Below are 17,657 nucleotides of genomic sequence, written 5' to 3'. Positions count from 1 at the left end.
AAATGGTTGTAGATGAGTTGAACGACGAGACGGTGGACCGGCTGTTCCACGCCCTGGCCGACACCACGCGCCGGGACATACTGCGCCGATGTGTGCGCGGGGAGCTGTCGGTGTCCCGGCTGGCCGAGGCCTATCCGATGAGCTTCGCGGCGGTGCAGAAGCACGTCGCGGTGCTGGAGCGGGCCGGTCTCGTCACCAAACAGCGCAGCGGACGGGAGCAGCTCGTGCGCACCGACCCCGACGCCGTGGGCCGCGCACGCCAGGCCCTCGACGAGCTCGAGTCGGCGTGGCGCGGCCGTGTGGACCGGATGGCCCGGCTCCTCGCGGAGGACCCGGAAACCGCAGAGAACGACACCACGGAAGGACCCCGGAGATGAGTGTCACCAGTGTCGACAAGGACCTCGACAACCTCACCCTCACTCTGATCGCCGACTTCGCCGCCCCGGTCGAGCGGGTCTGGCGGCTGTGGGCCGACCCCCGGCAGCTGGAGCGCTGGTGGGGCCCGCCGGCCTATCCGGCGACCGTGGAGCAGCACGATCTGACCCCCGGCGGGGAGGTCACCTACTTCATGACCGGCCCGGAGGGCGACCGGTACCGCGGCTGGTGGCGGGTCTCCTCGGTCACCCCGCCGACGTCCCTGGAGTTCACCGACGGCTTCGCCGACGACGACGGCAAACCCAAGGACGACATGCCCACCATGTCCGTGCGCGTGCGCCTCAGTGAACACGGCGGCGGCACCCGGATGGAGATGCGCTCACTCTTCGACACGCGCGAGGAGATGGAGAAGCTGGCCGCCATGGGCATGGAGGAGGGCCTGAAGGAGGCCGTCGGGCAGATCGACGCCCTGCTCGCCGCCTGACCGTCCGGCCGCGTCAGGACTGCCGCGTCAGGACTGCCGCGGCCGGGCGCGGGCACGACCGCTGCGGCCGGTCGCGTCCGGTCCGGTACCTCGACGGTCCGCCAGGGCGCCGGGTTCCGCGCCCGCCGCCCCGGCCGGAGCGGCCGCGGCTAACAGCGCCAGGGGCCCGTCACCGCGAACGTGGTGCCGGGGCTGTAGCAGTTGACGTACATCGTGTCGCCGTCGGGGGAGAAGGTCACACCGGCGAACTCGCCCCACTCGGGCTCCTCCGGGGTGCCGATGGTCTGCCGGTTGCGGGCCATCGCGTAGACCTCGCCGCGCCGGGTCACTCCGTAGACGTGCTGGGCGCCCTCGCCGTCCTCGCAGACCATCAGGCCGCCGCTGGGCGCCAGGCAGATGTTGTCCGGCGACTCACCCGGGAGCTGCAGGTCGCTGTCCGGACCGAAGACGATCACCAGGGTCAGCCTGCGGCGCTCCGGGTCGTAGCGCCAGACCTGCCCGTAGTGGTCGGCCGCGGAACCTTCCGACCGGCGCGCGAAGGACGACACGAAGTACACCGACCGGCCGCCCCAGTAGCAGCCCTCCAGCTTCTGCGCGTGCGTGATGCCTCCGCGGCCGAAGTCCTGGAACCGGATGGGCGTCCCCGCGGCCTGCGGGTCGGGGACGTCCACCCACTCGACGCCGTCGAACTCGGCGCCGATGTCCTGGATGGTGGACAGGTCGGGTACGCCCGGCACGCGCATGGCCTGGAGCCGGCCGCCCGCGCGCAGCGAACCCCGGCCGCCCAGCGGCTTCTCCGGCAGGAAGCGGTAGAAGAGACCGAAGGGCTTCTCGAAGGCGTCCTCCGTCTCGTACACCACGCCCCGCCGGGGGTCGACGGCGATCGCCTCGTGCTGGAAGCGGCCCATCGCGGTCAGCGGTACGGCTCCGGTGCGGCGGGGGTCGACCGGGTCGACCTCGAAGATGAAGCCGTGGTCCTTGGTGTAGCCGTTGGTGCCGGCCTTGTCCTCGGTCTCCTCGCAGGTCAGCCAGGTACCCCACGGAGTGGGGCCGCCCGCGCAGTTCACGGCGGTACCGGCGATCGCGACCCGCTCCGACAGCACCCGGCCCCGCGAGTCCAGCGTCAGTGCCGTACAGCCGCCCTTGCCGGCCGGATCGTAGGTGAGGCCCTCGACGGCCGGGACCGGGATTTTGCCGTCGGCGCGGTTCTCGTGGTTGCGGACCAGGTGGACACGGCCGGCTCTGCCGGCGAAGGCCGACATGCCGTCGTGGTTGGAGGGGACCTTGCCCTCACCCGAACGGAGCTCGTCCCCCTGCCGGGAGAGGACCCGATAGCTGAAGCCTTTCGGTAGATCGAGCAGGCCCTTCGGGTCGGGCACGAGCGGGCCGTAGCCGTCGTGGCCGAGGGGCTGCGCGGCGGCGGTACCGGCGAAGAGTTCTGACAGGGCGCCGGAGAACGCGATCCCGAGGCCCGCGGCGCCCGTCCCGGCGAGCACCTGACGTCGTGTGGCGGAACGACCGTTTTCGGTCATGGGGAAACCTTCCTGCTGGCGGACAGGAACAGTGATCCCGCTGTGTCTATCACCTGGTGCGGTTCGCCGGAACCACGCGCGTAGCGCGCGTCATCGCTCGACGGCGCGCCGCAGGTCCTCCATGGCCCGTTCGGTCTTGTCGACGTCGTCGTCCGCCTTGTCGTCCGCGGGCGTCTGCCGGCCCTCCTCGCGGCCCCGTTCCAGGAACCGCAGGAGCTCCACCGGGATGGGCAGCACCAGGGTGGAGTTCTTCTCCGCCGCCACGGCCATCACGGTCTGCAGCAGCCGGAGTTGGAGCGCCGAAGGGGTGTCCGCCATCTGGTGGGCGGCCTGGGCCAGTTTCTTCGAGGCCTGGTACTCGGCATCCGCGTTGATCAGGCGCGCCCGCCGCTCGCGGTCGGCCTCGGCCTGGCGGGCCATGGAACGCTTCATCGTGTCCGGCAGGGACACGTCCTTGATCTCCACGCGGTCGATGGTCACGCCCCATTCCACGGCCGGGCTGTCGATCATGAGCTCCAGGCCCTGGTTGAGCTTCTCCCGGTTGGACAGGAGGTCGTCCAGCTCGCTCTTGCCGATGATCGAGCGCAGCGAGGTCTGTGCCATCTGGGAGACGGCGAAGCGGTAGTCCTCGACGTTGACGACCGCGGCGCCCGGGTCCACGACCTTGAAGTACACGACCGCGTCGACCCGCACGGTCACGTTGTCCCGGGTGATGCCCTCCTGGGCGGGCACCGGCATGGTGACGATCTGCATGTTGACCTTGCGCATCCGGTCCACCGCGGGGACGATCACGGTGAAACCGGGCCGGCGTACGTCGCCGTGCAGCCGGCCGAGCCGGAAGACCACCCCGCGCTCGTACTGCTTCACGACCCGCGCCGCCGCGGTCAGATAGACCAGACCGGCGGCCCCGGCGGCCACAACCGCCGCGACCAGCTCTTCGAGCATGACGACCTCCCGTCCAGAGGTCCCGATTCGTCTGCTCCTGTAACGATATGCCCGGATGCTGGGCGGGGGCCATGCCTCGGTGTCCGGGCCGGCCCGGACACGCGAAGGTCCGGGGCGCGCATGCTCTGCGCACCCCGGACCGGTGGCTGCCGGCCTTCCGGTCGGTCGCTAGGCCGCCGCCACCTTCTCGCTCTCCGACGACTCCTCGGGCTCCATGACCTTCACCGGCTCGGTGCCCGCCGCGCTGTGGCGCTCGGCCCAGCTCTCCAGGGCCGTGCGGCAGGCGTGGTCGAGGTGGTGCAGGCCCTTCAGGTCCAGCTCGACCGGGCGGTCCTGCGGCAGACTCTCCAGGCTGTCCAGGATCTTCGGCAGCCGCAGGAACGTCGCGTTGCCCGACAGGTACGCCTGGATGGGGCCGGCGCCCTTGTCTATGACCTCGAGCTTGACGTGCGAGGCCTCCCAGGCGGTCTTGACGACCGACAGGGCCAGACCGATGAGCACACCCTCGAACATGTTCACCGCGACGATGGACACGGCGGTGACGACGAGGATCAGCGCCTCACCCTTGTGTGCCCGCCACAGCGCCGTGATCTGACGGAACGGGATCAGCTTCCAGCCGGCGTGCACGAGGATGCCGGCCAGGGCGGGGATCGGGATCAGGGCCAGGGCCCACGGCATCGCGGCGGCGAACAGCAGCAGCCACACGCCGTGCAGCACCCGCGACGCCTTGGTCTTGGCACCCGCGGCGACGTTGGCCGAGCTGCGCACGATGACCGCGGTCATCGGCAGCGCGCCGAGCAGACCGCACAGGGTGTTGCCCGCGCCCTGGGCGATCATCTCCTTGTTGTACTCGGTGCGCGGGCCGTTGTGCAGCCGGTCCACGGCCGCCGCGCTGAACAGGCTCTCCGCGGAGGCGATCAGCGCGAAGGCGAGGATGGTGCCCCAGATGGCCGGGCTCGCCAGCTCGCCGAAGGCCTCGGCCCCGGGCGGCTGGATGACGCCGAGCAGACCCTCCACCTGGACGGTGGCGACCGGCAGGCTGAAGGCGAGCGTGGCGACCGTGGCGAGGACGACCGCCGCGAGGGCGCCGGGCACGGTCTGGACCGCCTTCGGCATCTTCTTCCACAGCACGATGACGGCGATGGTGCCCGCGCCGATCGCGAGGGAGGTCAGGGCCTTGGTGCTGCCGAGCGCGTCGGCGAACGCCCCGGGCAGCCCCGCGATCTTGCCGAGTCCGGACTCCGGGGCCTTCAGGCCGGCCGCCGCGTAGATCTGACCGGCGATGATCACCAGTCCGATACCGCAGAGCATGCCCTCGACGACGGAGACGGAGATCGCGCGGAACCAGCGGCCTATGCCGAGGAAGCCCATGGCGAGCTGGAGCAGTCCGGCGAGCAGCACGATCACGCCGAGCGTGGCCACTCCGAACTCGCTGACGGCTTCGAAGACCAGCACGGTGAGACCGGCCGCGGGCCCGGACACCTGAAGGCTGCTGCCGCGCATCAGCCCGGTGACGAGACCGCCGACGATGCCGGTGATGAGGCCGAGCTCGGCCGGGACACCGGAGGCGACCGCCACGCCGACGCACAGCGGCACCGCCACCAGGAAGACGACGATCGAGGCGAGGAAGTCCTGCTTCAGGTAAGGGAACTTGGACAGCATGGTCACCGGCCCCCTCAGAGCGTCTCGAACGTGTCGGACTCCGTGCTGTGTTCCCGCACGACGCCCGTGTGGACCTCGTAGTACCAGCCGTGCAGCTGGAGTTCACCCGCCTCGAGGCGCTTCTCGATGCACGGGTAGGACCGCAGCCGCAGCAGCTGCGTCAGCACGTGGTTCTGCACGGCCTCGGCGACCGTCGGGTCGGCGGGGTCGGAGCACTTGGGCTCGTCCGCCGCGTGGGCGAGCCAGTCGCGTACCGCGGGTACGGCGGCGAGATCGTCGTGACGCACCACCGCGCCGACGGCGCCGCAGTGGGAGTGGCCGCACACCACGACGTGCTGGACGCCGAGCACCTGCACGGCGTACTCGATGGTGGCCGCCTCACCGGTGGGGGTGGCGGAGGTGTACGGCGGGACGACGTTGCCCGCGGTGCGCAGCTCGAAGAGCTCGCCGGGCCGGGCGCCCGTGATCAGGGCCGGTACGACCCTGGAGTCGGAGCAGGTGATGAACAGGACGTCGGGGGACTGACCCTCGGCGAGGCGAGCGAACTCCTCAGGGCGCTGTCCGAACATGCGGGCGTTGTCGATGAGGGGTTGCATGAGTGTGGTGACTCCTCCTGGCGCGCGTGGGGGCGCGTCGGACGGGCATGACAGAGGTGGGGGATGGAACGGCTCTGTTCCTCAGCAGCGGAAGATCTGAAGCGCTGCCGGGGTGTGTGACACCGAGGATCTCGGCGTGCGTTGATGCGCGGCGCCGGGGATGACTGGTTCCTCCGCCGTCGGCTGGATGTGCCTCAGCAGCGGCCGCTCGGGCGCCGGGTGCGCGGAGGTGGCGGCCTGGGACCGGAGGCGGGTCCGCAGGGGACCGGTCGGGTCCCCGTGGTGCCCGGCGCGGCACGAGGTGATCTCGTCGCGCACTGCCTTCCCGGAGAACTCGGGTCCGGGACGCGAGGACTTGCCGGAGGGTTTGGTTCCGGGATGAGCCTTGGCCTCGACCTGACTGGTCGTGTGCGCGGTTGCGAAGGACGCGGTCGGTGCGAAGAACTGAAGGGCGAGCAGGACGGCGGCGAGGAGCGAAACCACGGTCCGTGCCGTCGTACCTCGGTACATGCGCCCCCCTTCAGGTGCTCGACACGCCTAGCGCTGACCAACACTTGGTCAATGACTGGTCAAGAAACACGTTAACCCTGCAAAGTCGTTTGCAGGGTTAACTTAACGTTTCAAGCTGAAGAGAGCCTGAAAACCGTGGCTGGGTTGGCGCGAATCAGCCCTTACTTCACGGTAGTTGGGCGCGGTATTGGGCTCGTGGTCACCGGGGGTTCGCGAGTCGGCCCGCGTCGCGGGCCAGGGCGGTGAGCCGGGAGATGGCCCGGAAGTACTTCTTGCGGTAGCCGCCGTTCAGCATCTCCTCGCTGAACAGCTGGTCGAAGGGCAGGCCAGAGGCCATCACGGGCACCTCGCGGTCGTAGAGCCGGTCCGCGAGCACGACGAGCCTGAGGGCCGTCGACTGGTCGGGAACCGGCCGCACTCCGGTGAGGCACACGGCCTCGATTCCGTCGGTCAGAGCGCCGTACCGGCTGGGGTGGACCCGTGCGAGGTGCTCCAGGAGGGACGGGAACGCGTCAAGGGACGCGCCCTCGGTGGCGTGCGCCGCCCTGGTCACCTGCTCGTCGGAGTAGGGCGGCGGCGCCGCGGGCAGGCCGCGGTGGCGGTAGTCCTCGCCGTCGATGCGCAGGGGGCGGAAATGCGCCGACAGGCCCTGGATCTCGCGGAGGAAGTCGGCCGCGGCGAACCGGCCCTCGCCGAGCTTGCCCGGCAGCGTGTTCGAGGTGGCGGCGAGCGCCACCCCCGCGTCGACGAGCTTGCCGAGCAGGGTGGAGACCAGGACGGTGTCGCCGGGGTCGTCGAGCTCGAACTCGTCGATGCACAGCAGGCGGTGGCCGGACAGGGTCTGAACGGTCTGCTGGAAGCCGAGGGCGCCGACCAGGTTGGTCAGCTCCACGAAGGTGCCGAACGCCTTGAGTCCGGGTTCGGCGGGGGTGGCGTGCCACAGGGAGGCCAGCAGGTGGGTCTTGCCGACGCCGTAACCGCCGTCGAGGTAGACGCCACGCGGGCCGGCCGGGGCCTTCTTCGGCGCCTTGCCGAATCCGAACAGCCGCCGCTTGCCGGAACCGCCCGCCGCACGGTCGAGGCTCGCCGCGAAGCTCTCCAGGACCTGGACGGCCTCCGACTGGCTGGGCTGGTTCGGGTCCGGGATGTACGTGCTGAAGCGCACCGAGTCGAACCGTGGCGGCGGCACCATCTCGGCGACCAGCCGGTCCGCGGGAACGCGCGGCTCACGGGCACACAGGGAGAGCGGGGCCGCGTCGGTTATCGGGCCGGTACCGGAGGGGGCGGGGGAAGAGGACACGGTTCACCATGCTAGGGCCTGTCCGGTGGACCAAGCCGTGCCGGATCTCACGCTGACCTGGTAACGCCGACGAGCGGGGGCTGGTGCGTCCAGCTGCAAGGCGGAGGAAGGAGTAGACGCGGAGCGTCGGCGAGTGACAACAACGCCGCAGATGGGCGTGCCAGGCCCCGCGCCCTACGGCTTGGTCCGCCGGACAGGCCCTCAGGCGCGTGGAACACTGCACGGCATGCGACGTCTGTTCCCTGTGACCGATGAAACAGCAGCTCCGGCCCCGGGTGAGGGGGCGGTGGGCGGTGCCGGGCGGGAGTGGAGCCTGGACGAGCTGGCCGCCGCTTACGCCTATCCCGAGCCGGGCCCCGAGGGGTCGGCGCCGTGGCTGCGCGCCAACATGGTGTCCACGCTGGACGGGGCCGCCCAGCACGACGGCCGTTCGCAGCCCATCTCCAGCGCCGCCGACATGCGGATCTTCGGCACGCTGCGGGCCCTGGCGGACGTCGTGGTGGTCGGCGCGGAGACCGTGCGCCGGGAGGGGTACCGCCCGGCCCGCGCGCGTGCCGACTTCGCGGCGATGCGGGAGGCGGCCGGACAGGCCCCGGCACCGGCGATCGCGGTGGTCACCGCCAGCCTCGACCTGGACTTCTCGCTCCCCCTGTTCACCTCGCCCCTGGTGCCCACCCTGATCCTCACGGGAGCCTCGGCCGCCCCGGACCGCGTCGCCGCCGCCGAGAAGGCGGGCGCGCGGGTGCTGGCCGCCGGGGACGGGATCGGCGTGGATCCGGCCCGCGCCGTCCAGGCCCTCGCCGGACTCGGCCACACCCGGCTGCTGACCGAGGGCGGCCCGCGGCTGCTCGGACAGCTGGTGGCGGCCGGAGTGCTCGACGAGCTCTGCCTGACCGTCTCCCCGATGCTCACCGCGGGCGACGCGCAGCGCATCGCCGGTGGCCCCGCGGTCACGGTGCCGCAGCGCTTCGCACTGGTGTCGATGCTGGAGGAGGACGGCTTCCTGTTCACGAGGTACGGGCGGGCCTGACGTACTGAATCGCGCGCCACGGGGTAACGGCACCTCGGTACAGATGCCGCCGGTCCGGTCACCCGCGGCGCACACGGGGCAGGATGGTTTCCGCAGGGCCCGGCCGGCCCACGGCAGGAGTGGGGCCATCGGCCCCGGAGCAGAAGGGGCGCCTGGTGTTCACAAGCGTACTGATGATCGAAAAGGCCCTGACGTCCGCCGACGTGGAGTTCGTCACCACCTTGCACGGGGACGAGGAGGTCTCCTTCCACGTGCTGCTCCAGCCGCGCGGTGAGCAGGCGGACCGGCTGCTGCGAGCCATCGACGACGTCGCGCTCGGCGAGCTCGACGAGGCCGTGCGGGAGGGGGAGACCCCGGAGGGCCAGGAGGCGCTCAGTGTGGGGCAACGGGCGCTGGAGGTCTCCCTCGCGGCGCTGCGGGCCTCCGGAAGCCCGGCCGAAGGGCGGCTGATCGAGGACCACCCGCTGGACGCGCTGAAATCCCTGGTCGAGGAGGCCGGTGCCGACGAGGTCATCGTGCTGACCGACCCCCACTACGTGGAGGAGTTCTTCCACCGGGACTGGGCGTCCCGGGCCCGGCACAAGGTGGGGGTGCCGGTGCTGAAGCTGTTCTCGCACAGCAAGGCGTAGGGCGTCCTCGTCCCGCGAAGGCAATAGGCTGGGGGCGCTAACCGTCCCGGAACGCTCTTGGAGATCTGCATGGCACCCGGCCTTCCTCCCGCCATGGAACGACCGCACTTCATCGGCATCGGTGGGGCCGGAATGTCGGGCATCGCGAAGATCCTCGCGCAGCGCGGCGCCGTCGTGGCGGGCAGTGACGCCAAGGAGTCGGCGACGGCCGAGGCGCTGCGGGCGCTGGGCGTGACGGTGCACATCGGGCACGCCGCGGACCACCTGGCCGACGACGCCAGCTGCGTGGTCGTGTCCTCGGCGATCCGGCAGGACAACCCCGAGCTGGCCCGCGCGGCGGAGCTCGGCATCCCGGTCGTGCACCGCTCCGACGCGCTCGCCGCGCTGATGGAAGGCCTGCGCCCGATCGCGGTCGCCGGTACGCACGGCAAGACGACCACGACCTCGATGCTGGCGGTGTCGCTGAGCGCGCTGGGCCTGAAACCCTCGTACGCGATCGGCGGCGACCTGGACGAGCCCGGCTCCAACGCGCTGCACGGCGAGGGCGAGATCTTCGTCGCCGAGGCGGACGAATCGGACCGCAGCTTCCACAAGTACGCCCCCGAGGTCGCGATCGTCCTCAACGTCGAGCTCGACCACCACGCGAACTACGCCTCGATCGACGCGATCCACGAGTCGTTCGAGACGTTCGTCGACCGCGTCACCGAGGGCGGCACGCTGGTGATCTCCGCCGACCACGAGGGCGCGCGGGAGCTGACGCGCCGGGTCGCGGAACGCGCGGTGCGGGTGGTGACGTACGGCGAGTCCGAGGACGCCGGCGTGCGCATCCTGTCGGTCGTGCCGCAGGGGCTGAAGAGCGAGGTCACCGTGGCGCTGGAGGGCAAGGAGCTGACCTTCACGGTCTCCGTCCCCGGCCGCCACTACGCGCACAACGCGGTGGCCGCGCTGGCGGCCGGTGCGGCGCTCGGCATCCCCGCCGAGGAACTGGCCCCGGCGCTGGCGGCCTACACGGGCGTGAAGCGGCGGCTCCAGCTGAAGGGCGAGGCCGCCGGCGTGCAGGTGATCGACTCCTACGCCCACCACCCCACGGAGATGACGGCCGACCTGGAGGCGATGCGCGCGGCGGTGGGCGACTCCCGCATTTTGGTCGTCTTCCAGCCGCACCTCTTCTCGAGGACGCAGGAGCTGGGCAAGGAGATGGGGCAGTCCCTGGCCCTCGCGGACGCCTCCGTCGTGCTCGACATCTACCCGGCCCGCGAGGACCCGATCCCCGGCGTGACGAGCGAGCTGATCATCGAGGCGGCCCGGGCCGCGGGCGCCGATGTGACGCCGGTGCACGACAAGGCGGACGTGCCCTCGGTGATCGCGGGAATGGCGAAGCCGGGGGATCTCGTTCTCACGATGGGAGCGGGCGACGTCACCGACCTCGGCCCGCGCATCCTGGACCGTCTGTCGAACTGAGGGGCTGGAGCTCATGCCGTACGACGTCGAGAAGCCGGACGAGCAGTGGCGCGCGGAGCTGAGCCCGGGCGAGTACGCGGTGCTGCGCCAGGCGGCCACGGAGCCCGCCTTCACCGGTGAGTACACCGACACCAAGACCCAGGGCGTCTACTCCTGCCGTGCCTGTGGCGCCGAGCTGTTCACCTCGGACACCAAGTTCGAGTCCCACTGCGGCTGGCCGTCCTTCTTCGATCCGAAGGACACCGACGCGGTGGAGCTGATCGAGGACCGTTCGCACGGCATGGTGCGGACCGAGGTGCGCTGCGCACGGTGCGGCTCGCACCTCGGACACGTCTTCGAGGGGGAGGGCTACCCGACGCCCACGGACCAGCGGTACTGCATCAACAGCATCGCGCTGCGGCTGACGCCCGTCGGGGGCTGAGGCGGCGCTCAGCCGATCGCGCACTCCTTCCGTGTGAGGCGTTCGGTGTCACCCGCGACGCGGCTGCACAGCACGCGGGATGTGGAGGTGCCATCGCCAGCGCGGCGGACCTCCTTGAGGACGATGCTGTGACCGGCGCGGTCGCCGTACAGCGGGGCACGGGTGAAGTCGATGGTGCCGGTGGCCATGCCCTCGATCTTGACGTTGCGCAGGTTCACCCAGGTCGAGGCGCGGCTCTGGGGCCGGTCGTCCCGGGTGGCCGCCCAGTGCAGGGCGCGGGTGGCGTCGTGTGCCAGGGCGGTCTGGCCGCTGTCCAGGGCGGGACTGTCGTACTGCGGGCTCCGGTCCCGCAGCCCCGGCAGGTACGTGGCGGCGTCCAGGTAGAAGGTCGTCCTGGCGGCGGCCTTCTCCAGCTCGGCCAGGGCCGCGTGGTACAGCGTGACCTCCGGCGCGACGGACTGCTTGCCGGTGGTGAAGTCGGCTTTGGACAGATCGTCGCCGGTGAGGATGGCCAGGGGTGTTCCGGCGCAGCCCGGCTCGGTGCTCATCTGGCTCATCAGGGGGTCGATGTCCTCGACCCGGCCGGCGAAGTAGATCACCGACGGGACCCGGCCGCGCCGGCAGATCTCCTGGGCGTGCGAGCGGAGTTCCGGCGTGCCGCCGCTGAGCGTGTAGCGGCGCTGATCGAGCACGGTGAAGCCGTGCCGGCGCAGCATGTGCTGGCCGTAGCGCGCCTGTTCGTCGGTGTACAGGTCGTTGGTCTTCGCGGTGTCGCGGGCGAGGACGAGGGCGTACTGCCGCCGCTTCGGTGTGCGTAGCTGGGCCGCTATCAGGCCCAGCTGTTCGGTCTGCCACTGGTCCGTGGCGGCCAGGCTGAACCAGTTGGCGAACTCGCGGGGCAGGTAGGTGGCGGAGTTCGTGCCGGAGACGACCGGCAGGCCGGCCTCCAGCAGCGTGCGGGTCGTCGCCCGGCTCGACTTCAGGTCCCGGCCGGTGCCGACGACCCCCACCACGGTCGGATCCTCGGCGGCGTACGCCGCGACCGCCTCGGCCATCTCCTTCTGCCGGCCCAGGTCCACCCCGCCGTTGGCGAGCAGCACACGCAGCTTCACGCTGGAGTTCTTGTTGATGACGGCCTGCGCCAGATACACCCCGGCCAGTTCCTCGGCGCCCTTCACGAGCGAGGAGCCGTCAGCGGGGTCGGCGCTGAGCGGCCCGGCGTAGACGACGGTGACGTACTTGCCGGGGTGGTGGGCGAGGACGTCGGCGTTCTGCCCCGCGATGCGGTCCTCCAGGTCCTCGACCGTCCAGGGGGATGCGTCGTCGGCCGTCAGGGCCGTGACCTCGTCGGCGGGCTCGGGGGGTGCGGGCAGCCAGTCGGCGAAGCGGACGCCGTCCGTCGCGATGCCGATGCATTCCGTGCCGCCGCCGGGCGTCCGCTCGCGCCGGGTGTCCCGGTTGGCGGTCAGCACGGACGCCGAGCAGTACCGGTCGTGCAGGGCGTCGGCCCGCATGACGGTTCCGGCGGTCAGCAGGGCGATCACCAGGACCAGGGTGTGCAGGGCCCACACCAGCCGGGCGAGCGTGGGCCGGGTGGAGGCCCGCAGATGACGGCTGCGCTCCTCCACGGGAACGAGTTGGTCGTGCGGCAGCGGGATCTTCATCACCCAGGGCAGCACGGACCGCTCCCGGCTGGGCGACTGCTCGGCGCGCAGGTTGCGCCCCCACTCCCGGTACCAGGTGCGCAGCCGCTCGCTGAACCTGGGCGGAGTGGCCTCCGGCTCGGACGTCGCCGGGATGACACTGCGCTCCAGGCGTGGCACGTCCTGGGCGCGCACCGCGGCGACCACGAGCAGCGGATCGAGCTCGCTGCGCCGGCTGCGGACGTCGCTGATGGCCCGGATCAGTTCGATGCCGCCGTTGCCGGTGTCCGCGTGCGGCAGGAACAGCATCGGCGGGCGCGGCCGTTTGAAGCCGCGCAGGTCCCAGCTCCAGCGGCGGTGGTTGTCCCGCAGGTCCTCCCGCAGCGCCAGCACGCACAGCTGGAGGTGGAAGTCGCCGCCCGCCGTGAGCGCCTCGGCCACGTCGTACGCCCGGGCCGCGATCGCCTTCCAGGACCGCACCGGCCTGAGCAGCGAGACCTCGGTGGGATCCTCCTGGTCCGCCGCCCTGAGGAAGGTCGTCGTCATGAACCAGCGGCTCTCCCGGCGCAGCCACAGGAAGATCGGCGCCCGCCCCGGCAGGGCGTAGTTGAGGACCGTGAGCAGCAGCAGGAAGACGAGACCGGCGCCCACCGCCACGTACCACTCGCTGCGCGCCAGCAGCGCCGCGAGCACGGTCACGAGGCTCGCGGGGAGAATGTGCGCCATGTCGAACAGCGGCAGACCCGAGCGCCAGCGCGCGGTGTTCCTCGGCCGCCAGCGCTGCTGGGCCAGCTGGTTCAGCAGGCGCTGCCGCTGGTCCTGACCGGCCTCGGCGCTGCCCGGGGCGGGCGCGGGCCAGGTGTCGCCCAGGGCCGCCACCGCGTCGTCGATGGCGTGCACCAGCCGGAGCCGCGGAAACGCGTAGCGGCGGTAGACCGCCTTCGGGCCGCCCCACCTCTTCGGATCGCTCAGCGCGCGCACCATCGCGGCGGCCCGGCGCACTTCGGTGGCCCCGTCGTACGTGTCCTGCGCCACCGCGCAGCGCGTGCCGTGCGCCTCCTGGCCGGCGTGCAGCTGCCGGACCAGGCCGGTCACCGCGTCGTCGTCCGTGCTCTCCTGGGCGTGCACGACGAACACCGGCATCGGAGGCTCGGTGCTCGTGCGGAAGTCCTGAATGAGGATCTCGAGCTGGTCCTGGATGTGGAGCCCGGCTCCACTCGCCGGCATGCCGTCATGCGCCCCAGGGCAGTCCGGCGGCGTGCGTTCGGCATTCACCATGAGCAACCCCCCGTTCACTTTCGGTGTCTCATGAGGCTAGCGGGTGCCGGTGGGATGCGAGTGGGGGACGAGGGAACTTCAAGAACGTTCCGCAGGGCCGGCCCGTCACGGTGGCTTTGAATGAATGAGCCATCACGTTGTTGACTTGTGGCTGATCGAGTCAGAACATGTGCGGGGTGACCAACTCCGCGCACTCGCCCACAGGCCCCGCCGTTCTCCCCGTCGACCTCGACGAAGCGGCCCACCGCTGTCTCGTCGCGGGGTTCGACGGCACGGCGGGAGTCCCCGACGAGCTCAAGCGGCTCGTCGACCGGGGACTCGGCGGGGTCATCCTGTTCACCCGCAACGTGCGGGACGCCGAGCAGGTGCGGAGGCTCACCGACGAGCTGCGGGCCATCCGGCCGGACCTGCTCGTGGGGATCGACAACGAGGGCGGCGGGATCGGGCACCTGGTGAGTGCCGGAGCTCCCGACGTGCCCGGGGCGTTCGCGCTGGGCGTCGCCGACGACCCGGCCCTGACCGCGCGTTGCGCCGACGCCCTGGCCGGACATCTCGCCTCGCTCGGCATCACCGTCTCCTACGCCCCGGTCGCCGACCTCCAGCACCATCCGCGCAACCCGATCGTGCGCACCCGGTCCTTCGGCGCCGAACCCGTGCTCGCCGCCCGGCACCTGCGGGCCTGGATCGCCGCCACCGAGCGGCGGGGCGTCGCCTCCTGCGCCAAGCACTTCCCGGGGCACGGCGGTACGGAGACCGACAGTCATCACGGCGTCGCCGTCGATCCCCGGTCGCACGACGAACTGCGGTCCGACCTCGAACCGTTCCGCGCGGCCGTGGCCGCCGGGGTGCCGATGATCATGAGTGCCCATGTCGTCTTCCCGGCGCTCGACCCCGAGCGGCCCGCCACCCTGAGCCGCCGCATCCTGGGCGACCTGCTCCGCCACGAGCTCGACTTCGACGGGGTCCTGGTCACTGATGCCCTGGAGATGAGGGCGATAGCCGACCGCTACGGCGAGGCCGCCGGGGCGCGCATCGCCCTCGCCGCCGGCGCCGACCAGGTCATCGTGGCCGTACCGCACCTGGAGGTCACCCTCGCCTGCCGGGACGCCGTGCTCGGCGCGCTGGGTTCCGGGGTGCTGCCCGAGGAGCGGGTGCGGGAGGCCGCGGGGCGGGTGCGGCGGCTGGCCGAGCGGTACGCGGTTCCGGCCGGGGAGGCCGCCGGCTGGGACACCGGAGCGGGGCCGGAGGCGGCGCGCCGGGCCGTCCGCGCGCTCCCGGGGCCGCCGGCCGTGCGGGGCGCTCACGTCGTCGACCTGTTCCCGCCACCGCACCCCGCGCTCAACTGGGGCGGCGAGGACCTGCTGACGGAGGTACGCGCCGTCGACCCCACGGCCACCGGAACCGCGGTCACCGGGGAGCCGGCCGACCCGCCCGCCGTCGTGGCGCGGATTCTGCGCGCGGCCGGTGGCGCACCACTGGTCGTCGCCACCTGCGATGCCGGGCTGTACCCCTGGCAGGAACGGATACGAGCCGCCCTGCTGTCCCGGCGGCCCGATGCCGTACGGGTCGACACCGGGCTGCCGGAGGGCGGCGCGGCCTGCTCCTACGGGCGGGGACGGGTGAACCTGCGGGCCCTCGCCGAGGTGCTGACGGGCGTGTAGCCCCGTGGGGCCTGTCAGGCAGGCCCTACGGCACGCGTACGACGTCCTTGACCCCCCGCGCCGCGAGGTAGGCGGTGTCGTCCGCCCGCGCGGCCGGGACCACCGCCGGTCGGACGCCCTGTGCGCGCAGTTCCATCCACGCCTCGAAGTACGCGCCGCCCGGACCGGAGACGGAGCGGGAGGAGTGCGTGCAGTCCAGGAGCAGGGCCGTCTCGCGGGGGCGGGCCGGATGGTGCCCCGCGCGAACCTCGGCGACGGTGTCGGCCAGGGCCGTCGCGATCGGCTTGGCACGGCCCCGCGCGTCGAACAGGCCCAGCGTGTACTCCAGTTCCGGGAAGTCGGCGAGTGACCGGTCCACGTCGTGCGAGCACCACCAGGTCACACCCCACAACCCCGAGCACCCGGCCGTGTTCCGTACCGTCGCCCGGGCGAACTCCGGGGCGTCGGCCGCCGGGATGTGCGGCTCGGGTGCGCCGGTCTCCTGGACCCAGACCGGGCGGGCCGGATCCTCGGCATAGGCCTTGGCGAGTTCCGTGCCGTACTCGGCGAGGTGCAGGACCTGCGGGGAGCGGGGGCCGTACCGGCGGGCGCAGTCGCCGGAGAACACCCAGGGGTGGACGGTCGTCACGTCACCCTTGCGGGCCGAGGCCTCGGGAGTGAACGGGTGGTCGTCGCCGTACCAGGCCGCGTCGTAGGCGGAGTGGGTCACGAGCCGGTCCGGGGGCAGGTGCTCGCGGGCGGCGGCCAGCAGGGTGTCGAGATAGCGGTCCACCTCGTCCGGGGCCACCGGGTTGTGCTCGACCAGGTTGTTCAGCTCGTTGCCGAGCTGGAGTCCGATGAGGTTGGGGCGGTCCGCGAGGGCGCGGCCGAGGGCGCGCAGGAGGTCGGCCTGGGCGGCGACGGCCCCCGGGTCGGTGAAGACGTTGCGGTGGTGCCATCCACGGGTCCACTCCGGGTAGAAGTCGAAGCTCGACAGATGGCCCTGCACGCCGTCCACCAGGACGTCGAGACCGGCCTCGCCCGCCAGGTCGACCAGGCGGACCAGCTGGTCCACGGCCGCCGGGCGGACGAACGTGCGGTTGGGCTGGAGCAGCGGCCACAGGTGGAAGACCCGGACGTGGTCGAGGCCGAGGGAGGCGATCTGGTCCAGGTCCTCGCGGACGTGCGCCGCGTCGAAGTCGTGCCAGGAGTGGAACCAGCCGCGGCGGGGCGTGTAGTTGACGCCGAAGCGGAGCGTGGGGATGGGATCCTCCTCGGGTCGAGGCTTGCCCTGGGTGAATGCATCAATCACCATAGTCGTCGATGGGTAATGAATTGAACCAGGAAGCTCGAGATCTGGTGGTCGGTCTCGACGCGGGCGGCACACGGACCCGGGCGGTCCTGGCGGCCGCCGAGGACGGACGTCCGCTGGGCGAGGGCGCCGCCGGGCCGGGCAACGCCCTGACCGTGCCCGTGCCGCAGCTCACCGAGCACCTCGCCGAGGCCGTCGGGCAGGCGGTGCCCGAGCCGGACCGGGGCCGGGTGGTGGCCGTGGCCGGCGGATTCGCGGGGGCCACGGACGCCTTCGCCGACGAACCGGGGCGGCGCAACGCCCTGGCCGCTCTCACCGCCGCGCTGCGCGGCCTCGGCATCGACGCCGGCCCGCCCGTCGTTCGCAGCGACATCGAGGCGGCCTTCGCCTCCGCACCGGGCACCCCGGCCGACGGTCTCGCCCTGGTCGCCGGCACCGGCGCGGTCGCCGTGCGCATCACTGACCGCCGCGCCAGCGCCACCGTGGACGGCGACGGCTGGCTCCTCGGCGACGACGGCAGCGGCTTCTGGATCGGGCGGGCGGCGGTGCGGGCTGCCCTGCGGATGGCCGACGGGAGGGGAGCGCCGACCTCCCTGGCGGAGGCGGTGGGACGGGAACTCGGGGTGCCGGGCGACGTGTTGCCCGGCGGGGCGTCCGGCGGCGTGGCCGGTGGCGCGGTGCGGAGACTGTCCCCGGGCGTGGTCCAGGGCCGCGCGGAGCGGACGTCGGGCGACGTGCGGCACGCGGCGGTACCGCCGCTGACCGGGCCTGCCGCCCTGGACCACGCCGGGGGACAGCCGGCCGGCCCCGCGCACACCGGAGCGGCCGGTCCCCCCGCA

16 protein-coding genes are annotated in these 17,657 nt (G+C 72.1%); 8 read left to right on the top strand and 8 right to left on the bottom strand.

From position 1 onward, the window contains the following. Positions 1 to 2: 2 nt before the first annotated feature. Positions 3 to 377 (top strand): ArsR/SmtB family transcription factor, encoded by a 375-nt coding sequence (locus IE97_RS0133365; protein ID WP_030248991.1) that lies wholly within the window; start codon positions 3 to 5, stop codon positions 375 to 377. Continuing rightward, entirely contained in the window at positions 374 to 859 is a 486-nt protein-coding gene (locus tag IE97_RS0133360; RefSeq protein WP_030248988.1) for an SRPBCC family protein, read from the top strand. Before IE97_RS0133365 ends, IE97_RS0133360 begins: the two co-directional genes overlap by 4 nt. 149 nt (positions 860 to 1,008) lie before the next feature. Here IE97_RS0133360 and IE97_RS0133355 read toward each other — a convergent pair whose 3' ends face one another. The 6 genes from IE97_RS0133355 to zapE form a co-directional block, all read right to left on the bottom strand. Next, complete coding sequence (locus IE97_RS0133355) at positions 1,009 to 2,391, bottom strand: PhoX family protein (RefSeq protein ID WP_030248985.1); 1,383 nt, start codon at positions 2,389 to 2,391, stop codon at positions 1,009 to 1,011. 90 nt (positions 2,392 to 2,481) lie between these two features. Continuing rightward, positions 2,482 to 3,336 carry a slipin family protein gene (locus tag IE97_RS0133350; RefSeq protein WP_030954231.1) on the bottom strand — a complete coding sequence of 285 codons (855 nt, stop codon included), beginning with the start codon at positions 3,334 to 3,336 and terminating at the stop codon, positions 2,482 to 2,484. A 168-nt stretch (positions 3,337 to 3,504) separates the two neighbouring features. After that, positions 3,505 to 4,998: a SulP family inorganic anion transporter gene (locus IE97_RS0133345; protein WP_030248978.1), complete on the bottom strand. Its 1,494-nt coding sequence runs from the start codon at positions 4,996 to 4,998 to the stop codon at positions 3,505 to 3,507. A gap of 14 nt (positions 4,999 to 5,012) precedes the next feature. Next, positions 5,013 to 5,594, bottom strand: a complete 582-nt coding sequence (locus IE97_RS0133340; RefSeq protein WP_030248975.1) for a carbonic anhydrase — start codon at positions 5,592 to 5,594, stop codon at positions 5,013 to 5,015. Between the two features lie 81 nt (positions 5,595 to 5,675). Next, complete coding sequence (locus IE97_RS0133335; protein ID WP_030248972.1) at positions 5,676 to 6,104, bottom strand: hypothetical protein; 429 nt, start codon at positions 6,102 to 6,104, stop codon at positions 5,676 to 5,678. A 199-nt stretch (positions 6,105 to 6,303) separates the two neighbouring features. Further along, a complete protein-coding gene (gene zapE, locus IE97_RS0133330; protein ID WP_030248968.1) occupies positions 6,304 to 7,404 on the bottom strand; it encodes a cell division protein ZapE in 1,101 nt (366 codons plus the stop codon). Positions 7,405 to 7,630: 226 nt separating this feature from the next. Here zapE and IE97_RS0133325 point away from each other — a divergent pair, with 226 nt between their 5' ends. The 4 genes from IE97_RS0133325 (at position 7,631) to msrB (ending at position 10,945) form a co-directional block, all read left to right on the top strand. Continuing rightward, positions 7,631 to 8,434, top strand: a complete 804-nt coding sequence (locus IE97_RS0133325; RefSeq protein ID WP_030248964.1) for a pyrimidine reductase family protein — start codon at positions 7,631 to 7,633, stop codon at positions 8,432 to 8,434. Positions 8,435 to 8,589: 155 nt separating this feature from the next. After that, the gene (locus IE97_RS0133320; RefSeq protein WP_199809848.1) at positions 8,590 to 9,063 is read left to right on the top strand and encodes an indole-3-glycerol phosphate synthase; all 474 of its coding nucleotides are present in this window, start codon (positions 8,590 to 8,592) and stop codon (positions 9,061 to 9,063) included. Positions 9,064 to 9,132: 69 nt separating this feature from the next. After that, on the top strand, positions 9,133 to 10,524 hold the full coding sequence (murC, locus tag IE97_RS0133315; protein ID WP_030248956.1) for a UDP-N-acetylmuramate--L-alanine ligase: 1,392 nt from the start codon (positions 9,133 to 9,135) through the stop codon (positions 10,522 to 10,524). A gap of 13 nt (positions 10,525 to 10,537) precedes the next feature. After that, complete coding sequence (gene msrB, locus IE97_RS0133310; protein WP_030248953.1) at positions 10,538 to 10,945, top strand: peptide-methionine (R)-S-oxide reductase MsrB; 408 nt, start codon at positions 10,538 to 10,540, stop codon at positions 10,943 to 10,945. A gap of 8 nt (positions 10,946 to 10,953) precedes the next feature. On the opposite strand, the gene IE97_RS0133305 is transcribed toward msrB, so the two are convergent. After that, on the bottom strand, positions 10,954 to 13,815 hold the full coding sequence (locus IE97_RS0133305; RefSeq protein ID WP_030248951.1) for a branched-chain amino acid ABC transporter substrate-binding protein: 2,862 nt from the start codon (positions 13,813 to 13,815) through the stop codon (positions 10,954 to 10,956). 227 nt (positions 13,816 to 14,042) lie between these two features. Between IE97_RS0133305 and IE97_RS0133300 the strand changes: the two genes are divergently transcribed. Continuing rightward, positions 14,043 to 15,527, top strand: coding sequence for a glycoside hydrolase family 3 N-terminal domain-containing protein (locus IE97_RS0133300; protein WP_030248948.1), 1,485 nt, complete (start codon positions 14,043 to 14,045; stop codon positions 15,525 to 15,527). Between the two features lie 25 nt (positions 15,528 to 15,552). Here IE97_RS0133300 and IE97_RS0133295 read toward each other — a convergent pair whose 3' ends face one another. Continuing rightward, on the bottom strand, positions 15,553 to 16,821 hold the full coding sequence (locus IE97_RS0133295) for a glycoside hydrolase 5 family protein (RefSeq protein ID WP_030248944.1): 1,269 nt from the start codon (positions 16,819 to 16,821) through the stop codon (positions 15,553 to 15,555). 8 nt (positions 16,822 to 16,829) lie between these two features. Between IE97_RS0133295 and IE97_RS0133290 the strand changes: the two genes are divergently transcribed. Further along, positions 16,830 to 17,657, top strand: an 828-nt coding sequence (locus IE97_RS0133290; RefSeq protein ID WP_234331882.1) for an N-acetylglucosamine kinase, incomplete at its 3' end; no start/stop codon positions are given.

It is taken from the genome of Streptomyces sp. NRRL S-455, from assembly GCF_000717875.1.
GTDB lineage: Bacteria > Actinomycetota > Actinomycetes > Streptomycetales > Streptomycetaceae > Streptomyces.
The sequence above is the reverse complement of the archived record's forward strand: the minus strand, read 5'-3'. Positions and strand labels throughout refer to the sequence as shown.